The 13,398-nt window shown below is 53.7% G+C and carries 14 protein-coding genes; 3 read left to right on the top strand and 11 right to left on the bottom strand.

Annotated elements, in window-relative coordinates; genetic code table 11:
• Positions 1 to 434: 434 nt before the first annotated feature.
• The 9 genes from OUO13_RS08190 to OUO13_RS08150 all read right to left on the bottom strand — a co-directional run bounded on the left by OUO13_RS08190 (position 435) and on the right by OUO13_RS08150 (position 7,361).
• On the bottom strand, positions 435 to 974 hold the full coding sequence (locus OUO13_RS08190; RefSeq protein ID WP_283173383.1) for a hypothetical protein: 540 nt from the start codon (positions 972 to 974) through the stop codon (positions 435 to 437).
• A 14-nt stretch (positions 975 to 988) separates the two neighbouring features.
• On the bottom strand, positions 989 to 2,173 hold the full coding sequence (locus OUO13_RS08185; protein ID WP_283173382.1) for an AAA family ATPase: 1,185 nt from the start codon (positions 2,171 to 2,173) through the stop codon (positions 989 to 991).
• 136 nt (positions 2,174 to 2,309) lie between these two features.
• Entirely contained in the window at positions 2,310 to 2,888 is a 579-nt protein-coding gene (locus OUO13_RS08180) for a dTMP kinase (protein ID WP_283173381.1), read from the bottom strand.
• The gene (locus OUO13_RS08175; protein WP_283173380.1) at positions 2,866 to 4,200 is read right to left on the bottom strand and encodes a B12-binding domain-containing radical SAM protein; all 1,335 of its coding nucleotides are present in this window, start codon (positions 4,198 to 4,200) and stop codon (positions 2,866 to 2,868) included. Before OUO13_RS08175 ends, OUO13_RS08180 begins: the two co-directional genes overlap by 23 nt.
• 7 nt (positions 4,201 to 4,207) lie before the next feature.
• Positions 4,208 to 4,564, bottom strand: coding sequence for a hypothetical protein (locus OUO13_RS08170; protein WP_283173379.1), 357 nt, complete (start codon positions 4,562 to 4,564; stop codon positions 4,208 to 4,210).
• A gap of 72 nt (positions 4,565 to 4,636) precedes the next feature.
• A complete protein-coding gene (locus tag OUO13_RS08165) occupies positions 4,637 to 5,287 on the bottom strand; it encodes a hypothetical protein (RefSeq protein WP_283173378.1) in 651 nt (216 codons plus the stop codon).
• 22 nt (positions 5,288 to 5,309) lie between these two features.
• On the bottom strand, positions 5,310 to 5,660 hold the full coding sequence (locus OUO13_RS08160) for a hypothetical protein (protein WP_283173377.1): 351 nt from the start codon (positions 5,658 to 5,660) through the stop codon (positions 5,310 to 5,312).
• 24 nt (positions 5,661 to 5,684) lie between these two features.
• Positions 5,685 to 6,326, bottom strand: a complete 642-nt coding sequence (locus OUO13_RS08155; RefSeq protein WP_283173376.1) for a hypothetical protein — start codon at positions 6,324 to 6,326, stop codon at positions 5,685 to 5,687.
• Between the two features lie 42 nt (positions 6,327 to 6,368).
• Positions 6,369 to 7,361: a type I restriction-modification enzyme R subunit C-terminal domain-containing protein gene (locus OUO13_RS08150; protein ID WP_283173375.1), complete on the bottom strand. Its 993-nt coding sequence runs from the start codon at positions 7,359 to 7,361 to the stop codon at positions 6,369 to 6,371.
• A 355-nt stretch (positions 7,362 to 7,716) separates the two neighbouring features.
• Here OUO13_RS08150 and OUO13_RS08145 point away from each other — a divergent pair, with 355 nt between their 5' ends.
• Together OUO13_RS08145 and OUO13_RS08140 are read left to right on the top strand one after the other, a co-directional pair.
• Positions 7,717 to 8,496 carry a type IV pili methyl-accepting chemotaxis transducer N-terminal domain-containing protein gene (locus OUO13_RS08145; protein WP_283173374.1) on the top strand — a complete coding sequence of 260 codons (780 nt, stop codon included), beginning with the start codon at positions 7,717 to 7,719 and terminating at the stop codon, positions 8,494 to 8,496.
• 705 nt (positions 8,497 to 9,201) lie between these two features.
• A complete protein-coding gene (locus OUO13_RS08140; RefSeq protein WP_283173373.1) occupies positions 9,202 to 9,864 on the top strand; it encodes a DsbA family oxidoreductase in 663 nt (220 codons plus the stop codon).
• A gap of 85 nt (positions 9,865 to 9,949) precedes the next feature.
• Here the strand turns inward: OUO13_RS08140 and OUO13_RS08135 are convergent, their stop codons facing one another.
• Both OUO13_RS08135 and OUO13_RS08130 read right to left on the bottom strand, forming a co-directional pair.
• Complete coding sequence (locus tag OUO13_RS08135) at positions 9,950 to 10,918, bottom strand: TIGR03571 family LLM class oxidoreductase (RefSeq protein WP_283173372.1); 969 nt, start codon at positions 10,916 to 10,918, stop codon at positions 9,950 to 9,952.
• Positions 10,919 to 11,022: 104 nt separating this feature from the next.
• A complete protein-coding gene (locus OUO13_RS08130) occupies positions 11,023 to 11,595 on the bottom strand; it encodes a hypothetical protein (protein WP_283173371.1) in 573 nt (190 codons plus the stop codon).
• 275 nt (positions 11,596 to 11,870) lie between these two features.
• Between OUO13_RS08130 and OUO13_RS08125 the strand changes: the two genes are divergently transcribed.
• Positions 11,871 to 13,205 carry a ferredoxin reductase family protein gene (locus OUO13_RS08125; protein WP_283173370.1) on the top strand — a complete coding sequence of 445 codons (1,335 nt, stop codon included), beginning with the start codon at positions 11,871 to 11,873 and terminating at the stop codon, positions 13,203 to 13,205.
• Positions 13,206 to 13,398 lie beyond the last annotated feature (193 nt).

Raw genomic sequence — 13,398 nt, 5'->3', positions numbered from 1 at the left:
ACGTTCTGGCTTATCGGGATGGTGATGAATCACGAAGCCGGTTTAATGGCCTTCATACCGGAATCCTGGGGTTACGTTAAAAACCAGCGAAGAGTAATCACCATCCCGACAACCCCGAAGGGTGCGGGCTGTAGCGCACTTGAGTGATGTTGACGAACCTGCGAGGCCCGACTTGAAAAGGACTCGGCCGGACAGGTTCGTCATTTCGCGGCGTTCGTCGCCTGGCCCACACGTACTGCAGCATTCGCGCACGACTGCATGGATGCAGGAGGTAGGGCGAAGCAGGAGCCAGAGCCGAGAGCTGTGCAGAGTTATTCTGAGTGTCCTTGGTTGAACATCAGGGCGAAATTAAAATCGTGAGGTCAGGTATTTTGGTTGGTGGTCGGGAAGCCCTGACATGTCGAGATCCCGCTCGAAGATCGACAGATTCTGAATCAGGGGTTACCCAGTAATACATCCCGAACCCGGTTAACCGAGGCGTTGCGGGATTGCTCCAGCACTGTTCTGGGGAACAGGCTTCGATATGAAACAGGCTCATCCGGCTTACCATCCAGCCGTGGATGCTGTCTGGTTTTCAATTGTTGGCTGGTTTCGTGAGGCAGGACGTTCTCGTTGAGCAGGTCGAGCAAGGCACCTTCCAGAGAAGTGGGACGCCAAAGAATGATGTGGTAGCCGTGCTTTCGGGCCTTGTCGTGATCTTGCTGCAGGATCGGCACATCGGAGTCGAGCACGATATAGCGCTTGTCGTAAGCAATGTGTTCGTATTTGCGGGCGGCATTGGTAATGATATTGCCCGGCGAGCCGCCCGACTGTTTTTCAATGCTGGGCTTGATCGCGGCGCTGTCCTCCCGGAATTCCTGATTGATATGCTTGATCACCGCCTGATCATCTTGCCCTTCGCCCACCACCAACAAGGTAGTGAATTTCGTCTGCTTTTCCTTCTTGTTTGGGCGGCTCAGCTTTTTCCTTGCCATGATGTTATTCGTCCTTACAGGTTCGGCGTTGCGCCCAATGCCCCAGCCATATACTTGGCATAGAGGTTGTCGTCGGCTCTCAATCCTGTCATGTCATCCATGCGCCAGGCTGCTGAGCACTGGTTCTTTTTCTCGACCAGATAAATCTGATGTTTTTGTAACAGATTCAGCACTTCGGGAGTGTGGCAGGTAAAAATCAGCTGCGCCTGATGGGGGTTGGTTTCCTTGAATTCAAACCATTGCAGCAACTGCGGCACCAGATGCGGGTGCAGGCCGTTGTCGAGTTCGTCGATCACGGCGATGCCCCCCTGATGCAGGGTTTTCAGAATCGGTTCGAGCAGTACAAAGGCCGATTGGGTGCCGCTGGATTCCTCAAAAAACGGCAATTCAAACTGGCTGCCGTCGTCGTTCTGGTGCCGACCAAAGGGCAGGTAAAGCGGTTCTTCCTGACCGCTGCTGTCGCGCGCCATGACCTTGCGAATTTCCACGCCGCTCAGGCCCAGATCAAAACGGCTCAGCACTTCCGACATACGGGTTTTCAGCTCAGGCTGCTTTTCGAACTTCGCGGCGGTTTTCATTACGGCATCAAACTGGAAATGACGACGCCCGCTGCTGTGGACGTTGGTCTGGATACGATCAAAAAACTCCACCAGTGGCCGCGCTTCTTTGACGTCGTAGCTGTGGGCGGCGCTGATCAGCGAGGCATTGCCACGCAGTTCTTCGGCTTTGCTTTTGGCAAAAGGAAAACCTTTGTGTTTGAAGTGGTAGCCGGTTTCGGTTTTTTCCCGCTTGAACAGATAGCTGAACTGGCTGCTGGTTTTGGCAAACAAAGCTTCGTTGATGACTTCTTTGGGCGTCAGCTCCAGCTGGTAGCGGTAGTCGATGCCATCCAGTAGAAACTCCAGCTCAAAACGCGTTGGCTGGTCTGGCTGGAGCGCATGAGGAGAACAAGGAATCTGGTCATCCGGATCGTTCCCCAGAAAGGAGTTGGAGACAAACCAGCTCAAAAACGCCAGCGGCTTCAGTAATTGGGTTTTGCCGGAACCGTTGGCACCAACGATGGCAATCGCCTTGTTCCAGCGCTCGCCGTCGACGTCGATATCGTAGCCAGATGGCGTTGGCTTTTTGCCCAAACCGAAGTCGATGATGGTTTCTTCAGCAAAGCTGTAAAAGCTTTCGAACACCAGATTTTTGATCATATTCTTTTACAATCAACGAAATTTTGTTGATTGTGGCTTTTGTATCGGTGTTGAGCAATGGGTGTTTGCCAGACCTGTATAGAAAACAGGGATTTCTATACAGGTCGGCAGTGTGGTTTATAGAAATCAGGAAAATCTATGCAGGTGAGCGGTTAGTGCTCAGAAAGGCGTTAAATTGCAGGAGTGTATAAAAGCATGCCTCCCATTCATCGCAGCCAGTCAGGTCTATCTCAACATCACAGCGCTGCCGCAGTTCGGTGAGAACCTTCTGACGGAACTCCGGTTGCAGGGTTTCCTGGTCTTCTGCTGTCGTGCCGCGTTGAGCCAAACGCCTCTGACGCTCTTGTTCATCCAGCGTCAGCAGAATGGTGAGGTCAGGTTTGATCACCTTGGACAGCGTCGCATCAAGGTCAATCTCGACACCCCGAGCCTTTGCATAGGCAATAGTGGATGCACTGTAGCGATCCATCACGACGCTTTTGCCTTGCTGGAGCAAGATGGCGGCACGTTCTCCCTCGGCCTGAACCGTAGCGGCGTAAAACAAGGCTCGTGCGGTTTGGGATTCGCCCAGGCCTTCAGTAATCGCGCTGCGTAGCGGCTGCAGTTCTTTGCCTGGTGTGGATAGATAGGTGTAGTAAGGGTCCTCGGTCAGCGCGCGCGCAACGGTGGTTTTGCCGACACCGTCGAGCCCTTCAAGCACGATAAAAAATGCCATGGTGCAATTCCTTCTCTGGGGATGTTGTTGATGGAGGCTGGGTATTGTTCTGCAGAGTCTCGATCGCCGCGGGGTTGCAGGCGTTGGCGAGTGCTCGCATTTGCAGGTATTCCGCATGACTGAAGCTGTTGCTGGCGATCACGTGCGGTATGGCTTCGTCGGCTGATTCGATCAGTCCGTATTCTTCTCGTTGGTGATCCAGTTCTGTGCCACGCAGAATCATCAGCGGCCAGGCTCTGATCTCGGTAATGCCTCTGCTCCAGCACCAGGAGAGCGACTGGCGGAAGCTGGCGAGGGTTTGCCCTGGCAGCCCGTAAATCAGCGACACTTCAAAGCGAAGATTGCGCGCCTGCAGTTTTTGAATGATGTCGTCCGCCATATCGAGGCGGTTGGGGCGGCCGATGCGTTTTCCTTCTTCCCAAATGGCGGTTTGCAAGCCGAACTCCAATACGACGTTCAGGCCTTCCAGTGCGTCCAGGAATTCGTCTTTGATGGATTCGAAGCGGCATTGCAGAGCCAGCTCGGCTTTCAGGCCAATTTTCCTGAACAGCTTCAGCAGGTCGACGGTGCGAGGGATGTCGAGGTGGAATATCGGGTCCAGTATGGAGATGCGTTCCACGCCTGCCTCGGCGAATAGATAGGCTTCTTTGATAATCCGTTCAAAATCGAACTGGTGCTGTTTGAGTTTGAAGCGATCACCAGTGCCCCGATGCTGACAAAAAGAGCATTTGAACGGACAGCCTCGCATGGTTTCCCAGCGAATTTTTTTACCCGGTTGCAACACGCCGGTGAGATAGGGCGACGGCAGTTCTTCCAGTGCGTAGTTCGCTTTTTCTCCCAGATCGTGCGCACCAGCAAAATGAATACCGAGCCCATGGGGATATTCTTCCATTGCCAGAGCCACCATGGCTTTTTCGCCATGGCCGCGGACAAATACATCCGCGAAGGGATACAGGTGCTCCAGTTGGCCAGCATCGGCATAGGATATTTGTGGCCCACCCAACACAACCGTTGCCGCTGTGCTGGAGTGAATGGCTTCAGTCAGCTGCTGGGTAACGGGTTCGTTCCAGATAAATGTGCCAATACCAACCAGGCACTGATGTCCTTGCAGGCTGCGTTGGTGAATATGTTCCAGCAGCTGCTTTTCAAAAGCGACGGGATTAAATGCCATATCGTTAACAGCAGCTTCGAGCAGGTCATATTGAATGTTCGATGCTTTGAGAGCGGCGGCAATGGATGCGATTCCGAGACTGGAGCGGCCGTCTTGCGGCCGTTCCCAATCCAGTGAAACCAATATCACGAATTTGCTCATGGACACCTCACCACAGATCGTTCTTGGTCAGGTGCCAGCCACGATTGTGGCAGCACTCGTACACATTCAGGCGTACGCCATCTTCCTGATAGCGGAGGTGCGCCCGCTTTTGGGCGGATTCGTACGTTAAATAGAGCTGTTTGGGGCGGCCATTGCCATCGGTGCAGTAATGGCAGGTTGCGCTTGGGGTGTAACGGTCTTGTGGGCAGAGATGCCAGTGATTACAGCGATCGCAAAGATAGGGGACCATGGCATTGCCATAGGCGTCTTGTGCATAGTCTGCTGCATTCCGGGCATCTTCTTCGGATGGGTAGCAGGACCGCAGTTTGCCGTTGCGGGTAGTGCAGGGTGCTGAGTTGTGCATAGAAGACTCCGTTGGTTAAGTACGGAGTCATCATTTGTTAGTGCAATGCACTAACAAGGCTGGGGTGAGCGATTAACAGGAAAAACTTTTCAGGAGCCTGGAGAGGCGCTGTAGCTCGTGATAGCGTTTTTTTACCATCTCCAGAAATGGGGCGACGGGTTCAGAATTGTTGATCTCGTTAGCGAGGCGGTAAGCATTTTCGATATCGCCAGCGACCCAGGCTGCCAGCACCGAATCCACTGGGTCCAGTGCTGCGGCTTGTGCCAGCAAGGCATTCAGCAGATTGGTATGTGGGCCGAGCAGCATTTGTGGAAGGGTTTCAAATGGGTTGGGAAGTTTTTGTCCGTACAGGTCAAAGTCTCCCTCAAGAGCGGTAACCAGCAAGGTTGCTTCGGCACTGGATAATGCCATGCCACAAACCGTGGTGCGCTGTAGCAGCATGGCGCTCAAGGTTTGTGCTGCCTCGGCTCGTACTATTGGCTCATCAAAGATCTTTTTTACATGTTTGGGGTCTGTGAAAACCGCGCTGAGCAACAGTGCGTTGAACAGAACGGTTTCCTGATCCTTGTCGATATAAGTCGCCGACCGTTGAACGCCATGTTCCAGCTTGACGTCAAGTAATCCGTTGCGTTTGAACGAATTGGCCTTGTCGGCCAGAAACTTGCTGTCTGCTGCGGATTCAATACCAAACAGATCTCGAATGGCTTCGGGGATTCTTTTCATTCTGGTCTGTCTTTATGTGGTTTTATCGGCAGCCTTCTTTAAGGATGTCTTTAACGTCGAGATCGCTATTGTCTGATAATATTTCAGAAGATTCGATGCTGGCGATTCTTTTTGCTACCTTGTGCCAGTTGTTATGGTTGCAATATTGCCATGATCCAAATTGCAAAAAAGCGTCGACCATGCCTTTGCAATATCCGGCCATCATGGTGTCGGCTGGGGATAATGTCAGGCTGTTCAGGATATTTATATCGTTATTGCTATCGTACATTTTTGCCAATAGTTTACAACCTTCGAGTAAACGCTCGGTATCTTCATCGGCAATGCTCTGGCCTGAAAAAATGGTTAACAGTATGAGCAGGATGTATTTTTTCACGTTGAAATCCTTTTAAAATGTTAATTATTTTGAAGCTACAAAAGCAGAGGATTCCGGTTTCTTGAAGGCATCCTTTGGTTGTGTGTCCATGGTTGTTGTGGTTGGGTCGATTTTTGAATTCAATTCCGATTGTGTGTTTTTTGGCAGTTTTGTGTTTTTGGCTTTGACGCGTAGGGAAATGTTCCGCATGGCCAAAGTGGTGGATATAAAAACCAATAGCCATGTGGATATGTCAGTGTCTGATATTTGTGCAATGAATTCTTCAAGTTCTAAACTTCGTAGGGCTTCGGTTTCGTTAAGGAGGGTGTATGCGATGAGGTTGTATGCGGCGATGGTGATGATTGGCATCGTTACGTAAAAAACAGGAATTCCGATGTTTATAAGGTCTCGGATTGCTGATTTGTATATAAAATTCTTTGTTGTTCTATAGTGTTTCTGGTTGGAGTGGAAAAGATATCCGACAATCCAGAAAGCTATCAATTCGAATTTTGAGATGCTGAGAAACCAGGTTTCACCGTTAAGAACGGCTTCTATTGTTGTCAGGATTAGACAAAAGCCTGTAAGTGCATACAGGAATTCCCGGAAAACCCTGAATTTCAGAAACGCCCATATAAACCCAATAACAGCCAGTACGCCTGCTGCTAGCAAAACTTTTCCATTATCCATTTGCGAGTCCTTGTTTGATGGGATGGTTTGTATTTTTCGGTGTCAGCTGGCCTCCGGCCAGATGCCTTCCGCGAGTTCTTCCAGCACCTGATCGAGCTGGCCGTTGAGTACCTTGTCGAGCTGTTTGGCGCCGCCTTGATCACCAAAGCGTTTGTTGACGAATTCTTGGTCGAGGATGACTTCGAAGACCAGTTGTTTGGCAAGGCGGTCGAGCCATTTTTTCTGGGCTGGGGTCCAGGGGTGCCGGGCGTATAGCTGTTGCATGGCATCGTTGACCCGTTGCTCGAATGGTTTGAGTGCTTCGCCCAATGCCGCCTTACGGATATGGCCAATGATACTGGCGGCGATGTCCTGATTGGTCTGGTTGCGCCAGGCCGTTTGCAGTTTGGCTTCGGTGTATCCGGCGTTGTCGAGCAACAGCTTGATGTCTTTGAGCTGTTCGCGGGTGAGGTCGCGGGGTTTGTTGACTACGGCGCTGAGCGCTGCCGATTGGTTGATGTTGTCACGAATAAACTGGCCAAAGTTGTCGAGGTAGTCTTCGGGGCGTTGATGATTGCCGTAACTTTGGGTGCGTTCGAGAATCTGGTCCTGATGCTCGGACAGTACCGGCAGGCGGTCGCTGCCGATCAGGTCTTTCACATCGTTCAGTTGTTTCACCAGTCCCATGTTTTGGCACATGAACTCAGCGGCCTGCTGTGGCCCAAGGCTGTGCAGGTGTTGATGCAGTTTGGCCGGTTCTACACCCCATAACGTGTGCAGCTCGTCGAGTTTCTGTTTCAGCTCGGAATGTTTCTGTGGGCTGTTTTCGACTTTGGCGACGGCCTTGCGTAATACCCGCATGATTTTCTGGTTGAGCTGGTCGAGTACGACATGTGCCAGATGCTTTGCCAGCGCTTCGCCCAGTTGGTGCAGTTTGATCAGGGTGGTGTTGGGGGCGCTGGAGAAAACATGCTCCGCAGCATTGGTCAATTCAACAAAGAGGGGATCGTGTTCGGCGAGAAAACCAAAATTGCTACCAGAACCGGAAGATGCCATTAATCAGAAACTCCATTTCAACTGTCAGTGGCGCTATTTAACCCGACAATTAGACGATGCTGACTCTGACATGTAAACCATTCAGTTGATGGTAAAGGTATCTCGCGTTTCTATTCTTTCGGGATTTTTCTGATGCTGTCCAATGGCTCCTCTGGATAGGCTATGTCCGCATTTCCGCGGCAAACATTTCTCCATTATTTAGTTGGATTGTAAGGCAATTGGGCGGAATGTGCCTGCTTTTACCTGGACGGCTTTCTCAATGTTGTCATTTATGATTCGCGTTTAAAAACACTCTGCGTTGCCTCGTTAGCTGTGGAATATGGTGCCTGTATAAACCGGTTCCAGGGTGGATTCCATGGCGAAACAGATGAGATTCGGGGTATTGGTCTGGTTAATGTGTTTACCGTTGATGGTGTCGGCGTTGACCGATATCGAGGCGGTTAATGTGTCGGGCAGTCAGCGCATGCTGACGCAACGTATGATGAAGGACTATTTGATGATCGGTGCTGATGTCAAAGCCGATCAGGCGAAATCAGAGCTTACGGCCAGTATGGCCAGGTTTGATGCCAATCTGGCGGCGCTGGTGGCGTATTCCGATTCTCCGGATACCAATGCTGGGCTGGAACTGGTGGCGTCGATCTGGAGTGGTCATAAGGCGCACCTGCAGCAGGATGCTGATAAAACCACGGTGGTCACCTTGCTGGATGAGAATCTGCAGTTGCTGGCGGCCTGTCAGGCGCTGGTGGAAAAAATCGAAAACAAATCGACCCAACGCAATACCGAGGTGGTGAACCTGGCGGGGCGTCAACGGATGTTATCGCAGCGTATCGCCAAGGCCTATATGGCGTTGTACTGGCAGGTGCCAGACCCAAAACTGCAGGCCGAGCTGGATCAGGCCGAAGCCGAATTTGATACGGCATTAACAAAGTTGCAGGCCTATTCCGGCAATACCAACGAGATCAATCAGGAGCTGGGTCGTGTGGCGGTGCACTGGAAGTTTGCGCGTCCGGGGATGGATCTCAGCCCGGATAAACCGCATGCGCCGGGCAATATCTTTACCACCATGAACAGTGTGATGGACAAGATGAATCAGATTACCCATCTGTATGAGGTTGCCCAGAAAACGCCGGGGTGACAGGGGGAATGCTGATCAGTTAAGCACCCGTCGGCATTCTTACACGTCGTTACCGCATCGGATGGTCACGATCTGCTCAGCTTGTTAATTGGCTCTACCGTATGCCCTCATGGGGGACCTTGTCCTCCGGCCGGGCGGGCCTCCCCCTGCTTAGCCCGACTGGGCTCGTGTTTCCGGTTTTCACCGACAACGGCTTTTCGACCCCGGCCAGATGGCACATCCCTGTACCAACTNTGGCCTTGCGGGGCATCCATGCCCCGGCTGGGTCGGCCGTTGCGGTGAATCCCGGCTCGCCCAGATGGGCATTGGGCAGCCAGCTGCGCTGGGCAAATTCGGAAATCAATGATCAGGCTGTTTAAAAGTACCTAAGGACCCTCTGAATAACTCGGTGCCCGCTCTGGCTTATCGGGATGGTGATGAATCACGAAGCCGGTTTGATGGCATAGCGGGCTACGTTGAAAACCGGCGACACCGAGTCATCACCATTCCGAAAGCCCCAAAGGGCGCGGGCTACAGCGCAGAGCTGTGCAGAGTTATTCAGAGTGTCCCTAACTGATCGGCATTAGGCTGACAGGGGCGCTGTCGCAGAAGTGGTGGGCAAGCGACTGGACGTTGCGCCATGGATGACGGTCTGTTGCTGGCCCGCCTCTGTACAGGCTGCTTGCCCCGGCTGATACTCTCGCCAGTTTTCGAGAGGCAGCAAAAATGGCAAACCCGATTCGTATTGATTTTGTGTCCGACGTTGTATGTCCATGGTGTGCCATTGGCGTCGCCAGTCTCAGTCGCGCGCTGGAGCAGCTGGGTGACGAAGTCAGCGCCGAGATCCATTTCCATCCGTTTGAGCTGAGTCCTGAAATGGGTAAAGAAGGCGAGAACGTACTGGAGTACCTGAGTGCCAAGTACGGCAGTTCCCATGATCAGATTCGGGAAACCTGGAACACCATTACCGAACGTGGTGGTGATGTGGGTTTTACCTTCAATTTCAAAAACGACAGCCGCAAGTGGAATACCTTTAACGCTCATCGCTTGTTGATGTGGGCGGGTGAAACCAGCGGTGCCGCGCAACTGGCGTTAAAAATGGCGCTGTTAAAGGCTGGCTTCACTGATAACCGTTGTCTGGATGACAACAGCGTGCTGCTGGAGCTGGTGGCGGCGGCCGGGCTGGATGTTGCTGCTGCCTCGGGGGTTCTGGAGTCCGATGCCTTTGCTGAAGAAGTACGTCAGGAAGAACAGGAATGGCAAGAGATGGGCGTTCGCTCGGTGCCTACCATGGTGTTTAACCGTCGTTATGCGGTGTCGGGTGGCCAGCCACCTGCGGCACTGGTACAGGTGCTGCGCAAGGTAGCCTCCGAGCCAGCCGATCAGTGATCGCCGGTCCTGAAGAATAATATCGGCGGCTGATATCGGTTTGCAGCGTACTGCAAACCGATGGTTAAGGTCTGTGAGCGGTTGTTTACACGGCGTTGGCCTGGAAATGCGGCACAACATGCTCGATCAGTTCTGCCAGTACGTCTTCGACTGGGCGGATCGACAGCTTCATCACAAAGGCAACGTGGTTCACCCCCAGTTCCTGCAGGTATTCCAGAAGATTGATCAGGTGGTTGCGGCCGAGACGGTAGCCCAGATAAATCGGCATGGGCTTTCTGTCGGGGTCGTCGGTGAGGTCGAGATACATGGACTGGGCAATGGGTTTGAAAGCATCTTCGCCGAGGGTCTGTTTGACCAATCCTTGCCATTGCAGCATCACACCTTCGTGTTGTTGCAGCGGGCGCATATGGGTTAACCAGAAGTCACTGTTTTCCACCAGCCAGCGGCCATCCTGACGTGCCATGCCGGTGCTGCCAAGGCCAATACGACCATGCTGCGGATGCGGCAACATATCCAGAAACTGCATTCTGCCCAGCGGGCTGTCGATATTGGGCGAGGTTTCGCGCAGCAACCGGTCTGTAAATTCAAAGCCCTGGCGGTACTGTTCGGCGCGTTGTTCGTGGTCCACCGCGAAGGCCGGAAATTCGCTGGCGCGGTCGCCGGAGGCCAGCCCCAGTACCATGCGGCCTCCCGACAGCATATCCAGCGAGCTGGCGGCCTTGGCCAGATGAATCGGATGGCGCAGCGGTACGATCAAGGAGCCGGTGGCGAGGCTGGTGCGTTTGACGTGCTGCAGCATAAAGGTCATCCACACCCACGGATCAAGGATCTGGCCGACATCACCAAATTGCGGATCACGCAGGGGAATATCCCGACACCAGAGCCCGGCAAAGCCGCCGTTGTCGGCCATAGCGGCACGTTCCGCCTGCCGTTCAAGGGTTGGCACATCGGTCTTGTAGGCTTCGATGGGGAAGAGTAACCCCAGCGTCAGTTTGCCGGGGGCAAACATCTGGCGGAAGCCGGGGTTAAAGGACGATAACGCGTGGCTCGACATGGGCGTTCTCCTGACGGTGGTGATATCAGGCTACTCCGCCGTTGGGCTGGCCGAAACTGTACGTGGGTATTGTTCTGGTTGGCGGGGTTAAGCAGCCAGTGGATTCAGGACGCCGGGGAGATGAGGGTATCGCGGTTCATGATCAGACGTGGACGCGGCACCTGCTCGGTATCGGTGCGGCGCGTATCTTCGCCAGCATCGTTCAGAAACTGCAGCGGAATGGGGCTGTCGGGGTGATCGATATAGACCATCTGGTCGCTGGCGAAGGCTTGCTGGCAAATCGCCGCGGCATCCGGGAGCACAGCCGCAAAGCCATCACGGTCGATCAGCGCGCCTTGCAGAAAATAACAACGCGAGGTCTCGCAGGTCTGGTCGTGGAAGGTTTCCAGCACCGCGCCCGTGAGGCCTGCGGTAAACATCCGCTGCAGAAAACGGATCGGCATATGGCGTTCGCGGGCGGTTTCAAATTCCAGCCGGATCCAGCCCGGTTTGGCGGCAAAGCGGTGGCGATACCATTCTTCGTCCCAGATGCGGCTCACTTCCAGCGTCAGCTTGTTGCTGATGCGACGGGCATCCGGGCGATCCCCACGCGATAACTTGTAGAACAGCACCGCACATTGACGATTCAGTTCTTCGTTCTGGTTGAACAATAACAAGGTATGCGAGTTGCGCGACATATAGGCAGGCGGTTCCTGATCCGGAAACAGTGGGCTAAGGGCGGCATTATGCCTGTGAAATTCCGGGTTTTCTTGAGCCGTGCCGGTATCGTCAGCGGTCATTGGCGGCAGACTGGTCAAACTCGCTACGGTTACCGCCAGATGACGTAAAAAGTCCTTAACCTTGCGTTAACCGACGGCTTGATAGTCTGGTGTTCATAGTGGCCGGATGGCCATCATGAATACCGACGACATGGTGTTGTTGGACTGAGTTAACTGATCCGGAAGAGCTTTCTATGAAATCTGCTACCCGTCTTTTTGTCGCCCTGCTGCTGGCCCTGGCTGGCTTGTGGTTGCTGGCGGATACCCTGTTGCCAGACCCGTTTGGCTGGTTCCCGTTCCGCGGCGTGTTTGTGCAATTTTCAGGTGCCATCGCCATTGGTGTGATGAGTATGGCGATGATTCTGGCCATGCGTTCACGCTGGCTGGAGAGCCGTCTGAACGGCCTCGACAAGATGTACCGGTTGCACAAGTGGCTGGGCATTACCGCGCTGGTGGCGGCGGTGAGTCACTGGTGGTTTGCGCTGGGCACCAAATGGATGGTGGGCTGGGGTTGGCTCGAGCGTCCGGCTCGTGGTCCGCGTCCGGAAGAAACTCTGGGGCTGATTGAAGGCTTTTTCCGTCAATGGCGTGGTTTTGCCGAAAGCGTGGGCGAGTGGGCCTTTTACATTGCTGCCGCACTGATGATTCTGGCGCTGGTAAAACGCTTTCCTTATCACTGGTTCAAGAAAACCCACACCCTGCTGGCTCTTGGTTATCTGGCGCTGGTGTTCCACTCGGTGGTGCTGATCAAGTTTGAATACTGGACTCAGCCAATTGGCTGGTTGCTGGGCTTGCTGATGCTGGGTGGCAGTATTTCCGGTGTGCTGATTCTGGCCGGTCAGGTGGGGCGTAGCCGCAAGGTAAAAGGCCATATCGAGAAGGTGGAAGCCTTCCCGGAAATGCGTACCGTGGCAACCACTGTGCTGCTGGATAACGGCTGGGATGGCCATTGTGCCGGTCAGTTTGCGTTCCTGAAAACCGGTGAAAAAGAAGCACCGCATCCGTTTACCATTGCATCAGCCTGGAACCCGCAAGAGCGTCGTCTGACCTTTATCAGCAAGGCGCTGGGCGATCACACCACCCGTATGCTCGACGAACTGCGTGCCGGGCAGGCGGTAACGGTGGAAGGCCCGTATGGCTGTTTCGACTTCCGTGACCAGCAGCCGCGTCAGGTCTGGATTGGTGCGGGTATTGGTATCACCCCGTTTATTGCCCGTATGAAAGAACTGGCTCGCAATAACGATCAGCAGTCGGTTGATCTGTACCACTGTGTGGCTGATGTTGATGAAAAGGCACTGGAGAAACTGCAGGAGGACGCCCGCGCCGCAGGTATCAACCTGCACCTGGTGGTGTCGGGCATTGATGAGCGTCTGACTGCTGCTCGCATCATGGAGCAGATTCGTGACTGGAAAAACGCCAGTTTCTGGTTCTGTGGTCCGACTGGTTTTGGCAAAAGCCTGAAGCGTGATATGACCAATGCGGGGCTGGATGCGGATCTGTTCCATCAGGAACTGTTTGAGATGCGTTAAGCATCTTGTTCTGATTTGAGCTTGTTTCCATGCTCGTGCGTGGGAATGTTGCGCAGGTGGTTTGGGTCTGGATGCTGTTCGTCCGACGTCCGACGTCCGACGTCCGACGCTTTGCGGCTACTCCGCTTGTTAACTTGCTACGTTGCTTGCCCTCTTGGGGGACCTTGTCCCCCGGCCGGGCGGGCCTCCCCCT

It is taken from the genome of Parathalassolituus penaei (assembly GCF_026626885.1).
Classification (GTDB): Bacteria; Pseudomonadota; Gammaproteobacteria; order Pseudomonadales; family Oceanobacteraceae; genus Oceanobacter; species Oceanobacter penaei.
Note: the sequence above shows the minus strand (reverse complement) of the source record. Positions and strands in the feature narration are given on the sequence as shown.

Excerpts from the sequence above, each read along its gene's own strand:
- OUO13_RS08190 (WP_283173383.1), bottom strand. The coding sequence starts at position 974 with ATGGCAAGGAAAAAGCTGAGCCGCCCAAACAAGAAGGAAAAGCAGACG.
- OUO13_RS08185 (WP_283173382.1), bottom strand. The coding sequence starts at position 2,173 with ATGATCAAAAATCTGGTGTTCGAAAGCTTTTACAGCTTTGCTGAAGAA.
- OUO13_RS08180 (WP_283173381.1), bottom strand. The coding sequence starts at position 2,888 with ATGGCATTTTTTATCGTGCTTGAAGGGCTCGACGGTGTCGGCAAAACC.
- OUO13_RS08175 (WP_283173380.1), bottom strand. The coding sequence starts at position 4,200 with ATGAGCAAATTCGTGATATTGGTTTCACTGGATTGGGAACGGCCGCAA.
- OUO13_RS08170 (WP_283173379.1), bottom strand. The coding sequence starts at position 4,564 with ATGCACAACTCAGCACCCTGCACTACCCGCAACGGCAAACTGCGGTCC.
- OUO13_RS08165 (WP_283173378.1), bottom strand. The coding sequence starts at position 5,287 with ATGAAAAGAATCCCCGAAGCCATTCGAGATCTGTTTGGTATTGAATCC.
- OUO13_RS08155 (WP_283173376.1), bottom strand. The coding sequence starts at position 6,326 with ATGGATAATGGAAAAGTTTTGCTAGCAGCAGGCGTACTGGCTGTTATT.
- OUO13_RS08150 (WP_283173375.1), bottom strand. The coding sequence starts at position 7,361 with ATGGCATCTTCCGGTTCTGGTAGCAATTTTGGTTTTCTCGCCGAACAC.
- OUO13_RS08145 (WP_283173374.1), top strand. The coding sequence starts at position 7,717 with ATGGCGAAACAGATGAGATTCGGGGTATTGGTCTGGTTAATGTGTTTA.
- OUO13_RS08140 (WP_283173373.1), top strand. The coding sequence starts at position 9,202 with ATGGCAAACCCGATTCGTATTGATTTTGTGTCCGACGTTGTATGTCCA.
- OUO13_RS08135 (WP_283173372.1), bottom strand. The coding sequence starts at position 10,918 with ATGTCGAGCCACGCGTTATCGTCCTTTAACCCCGGCTTCCGCCAGATG.
- OUO13_RS08130 (WP_283173371.1), bottom strand. The coding sequence starts at position 11,595 with ATGTCGCGCAACTCGCATACCTTGTTATTGTTCAACCAGAACGAAGAA.
- OUO13_RS08125 (WP_283173370.1), top strand. The coding sequence starts at position 11,871 with ATGAAATCTGCTACCCGTCTTTTTGTCGCCCTGCTGCTGGCCCTGGCT.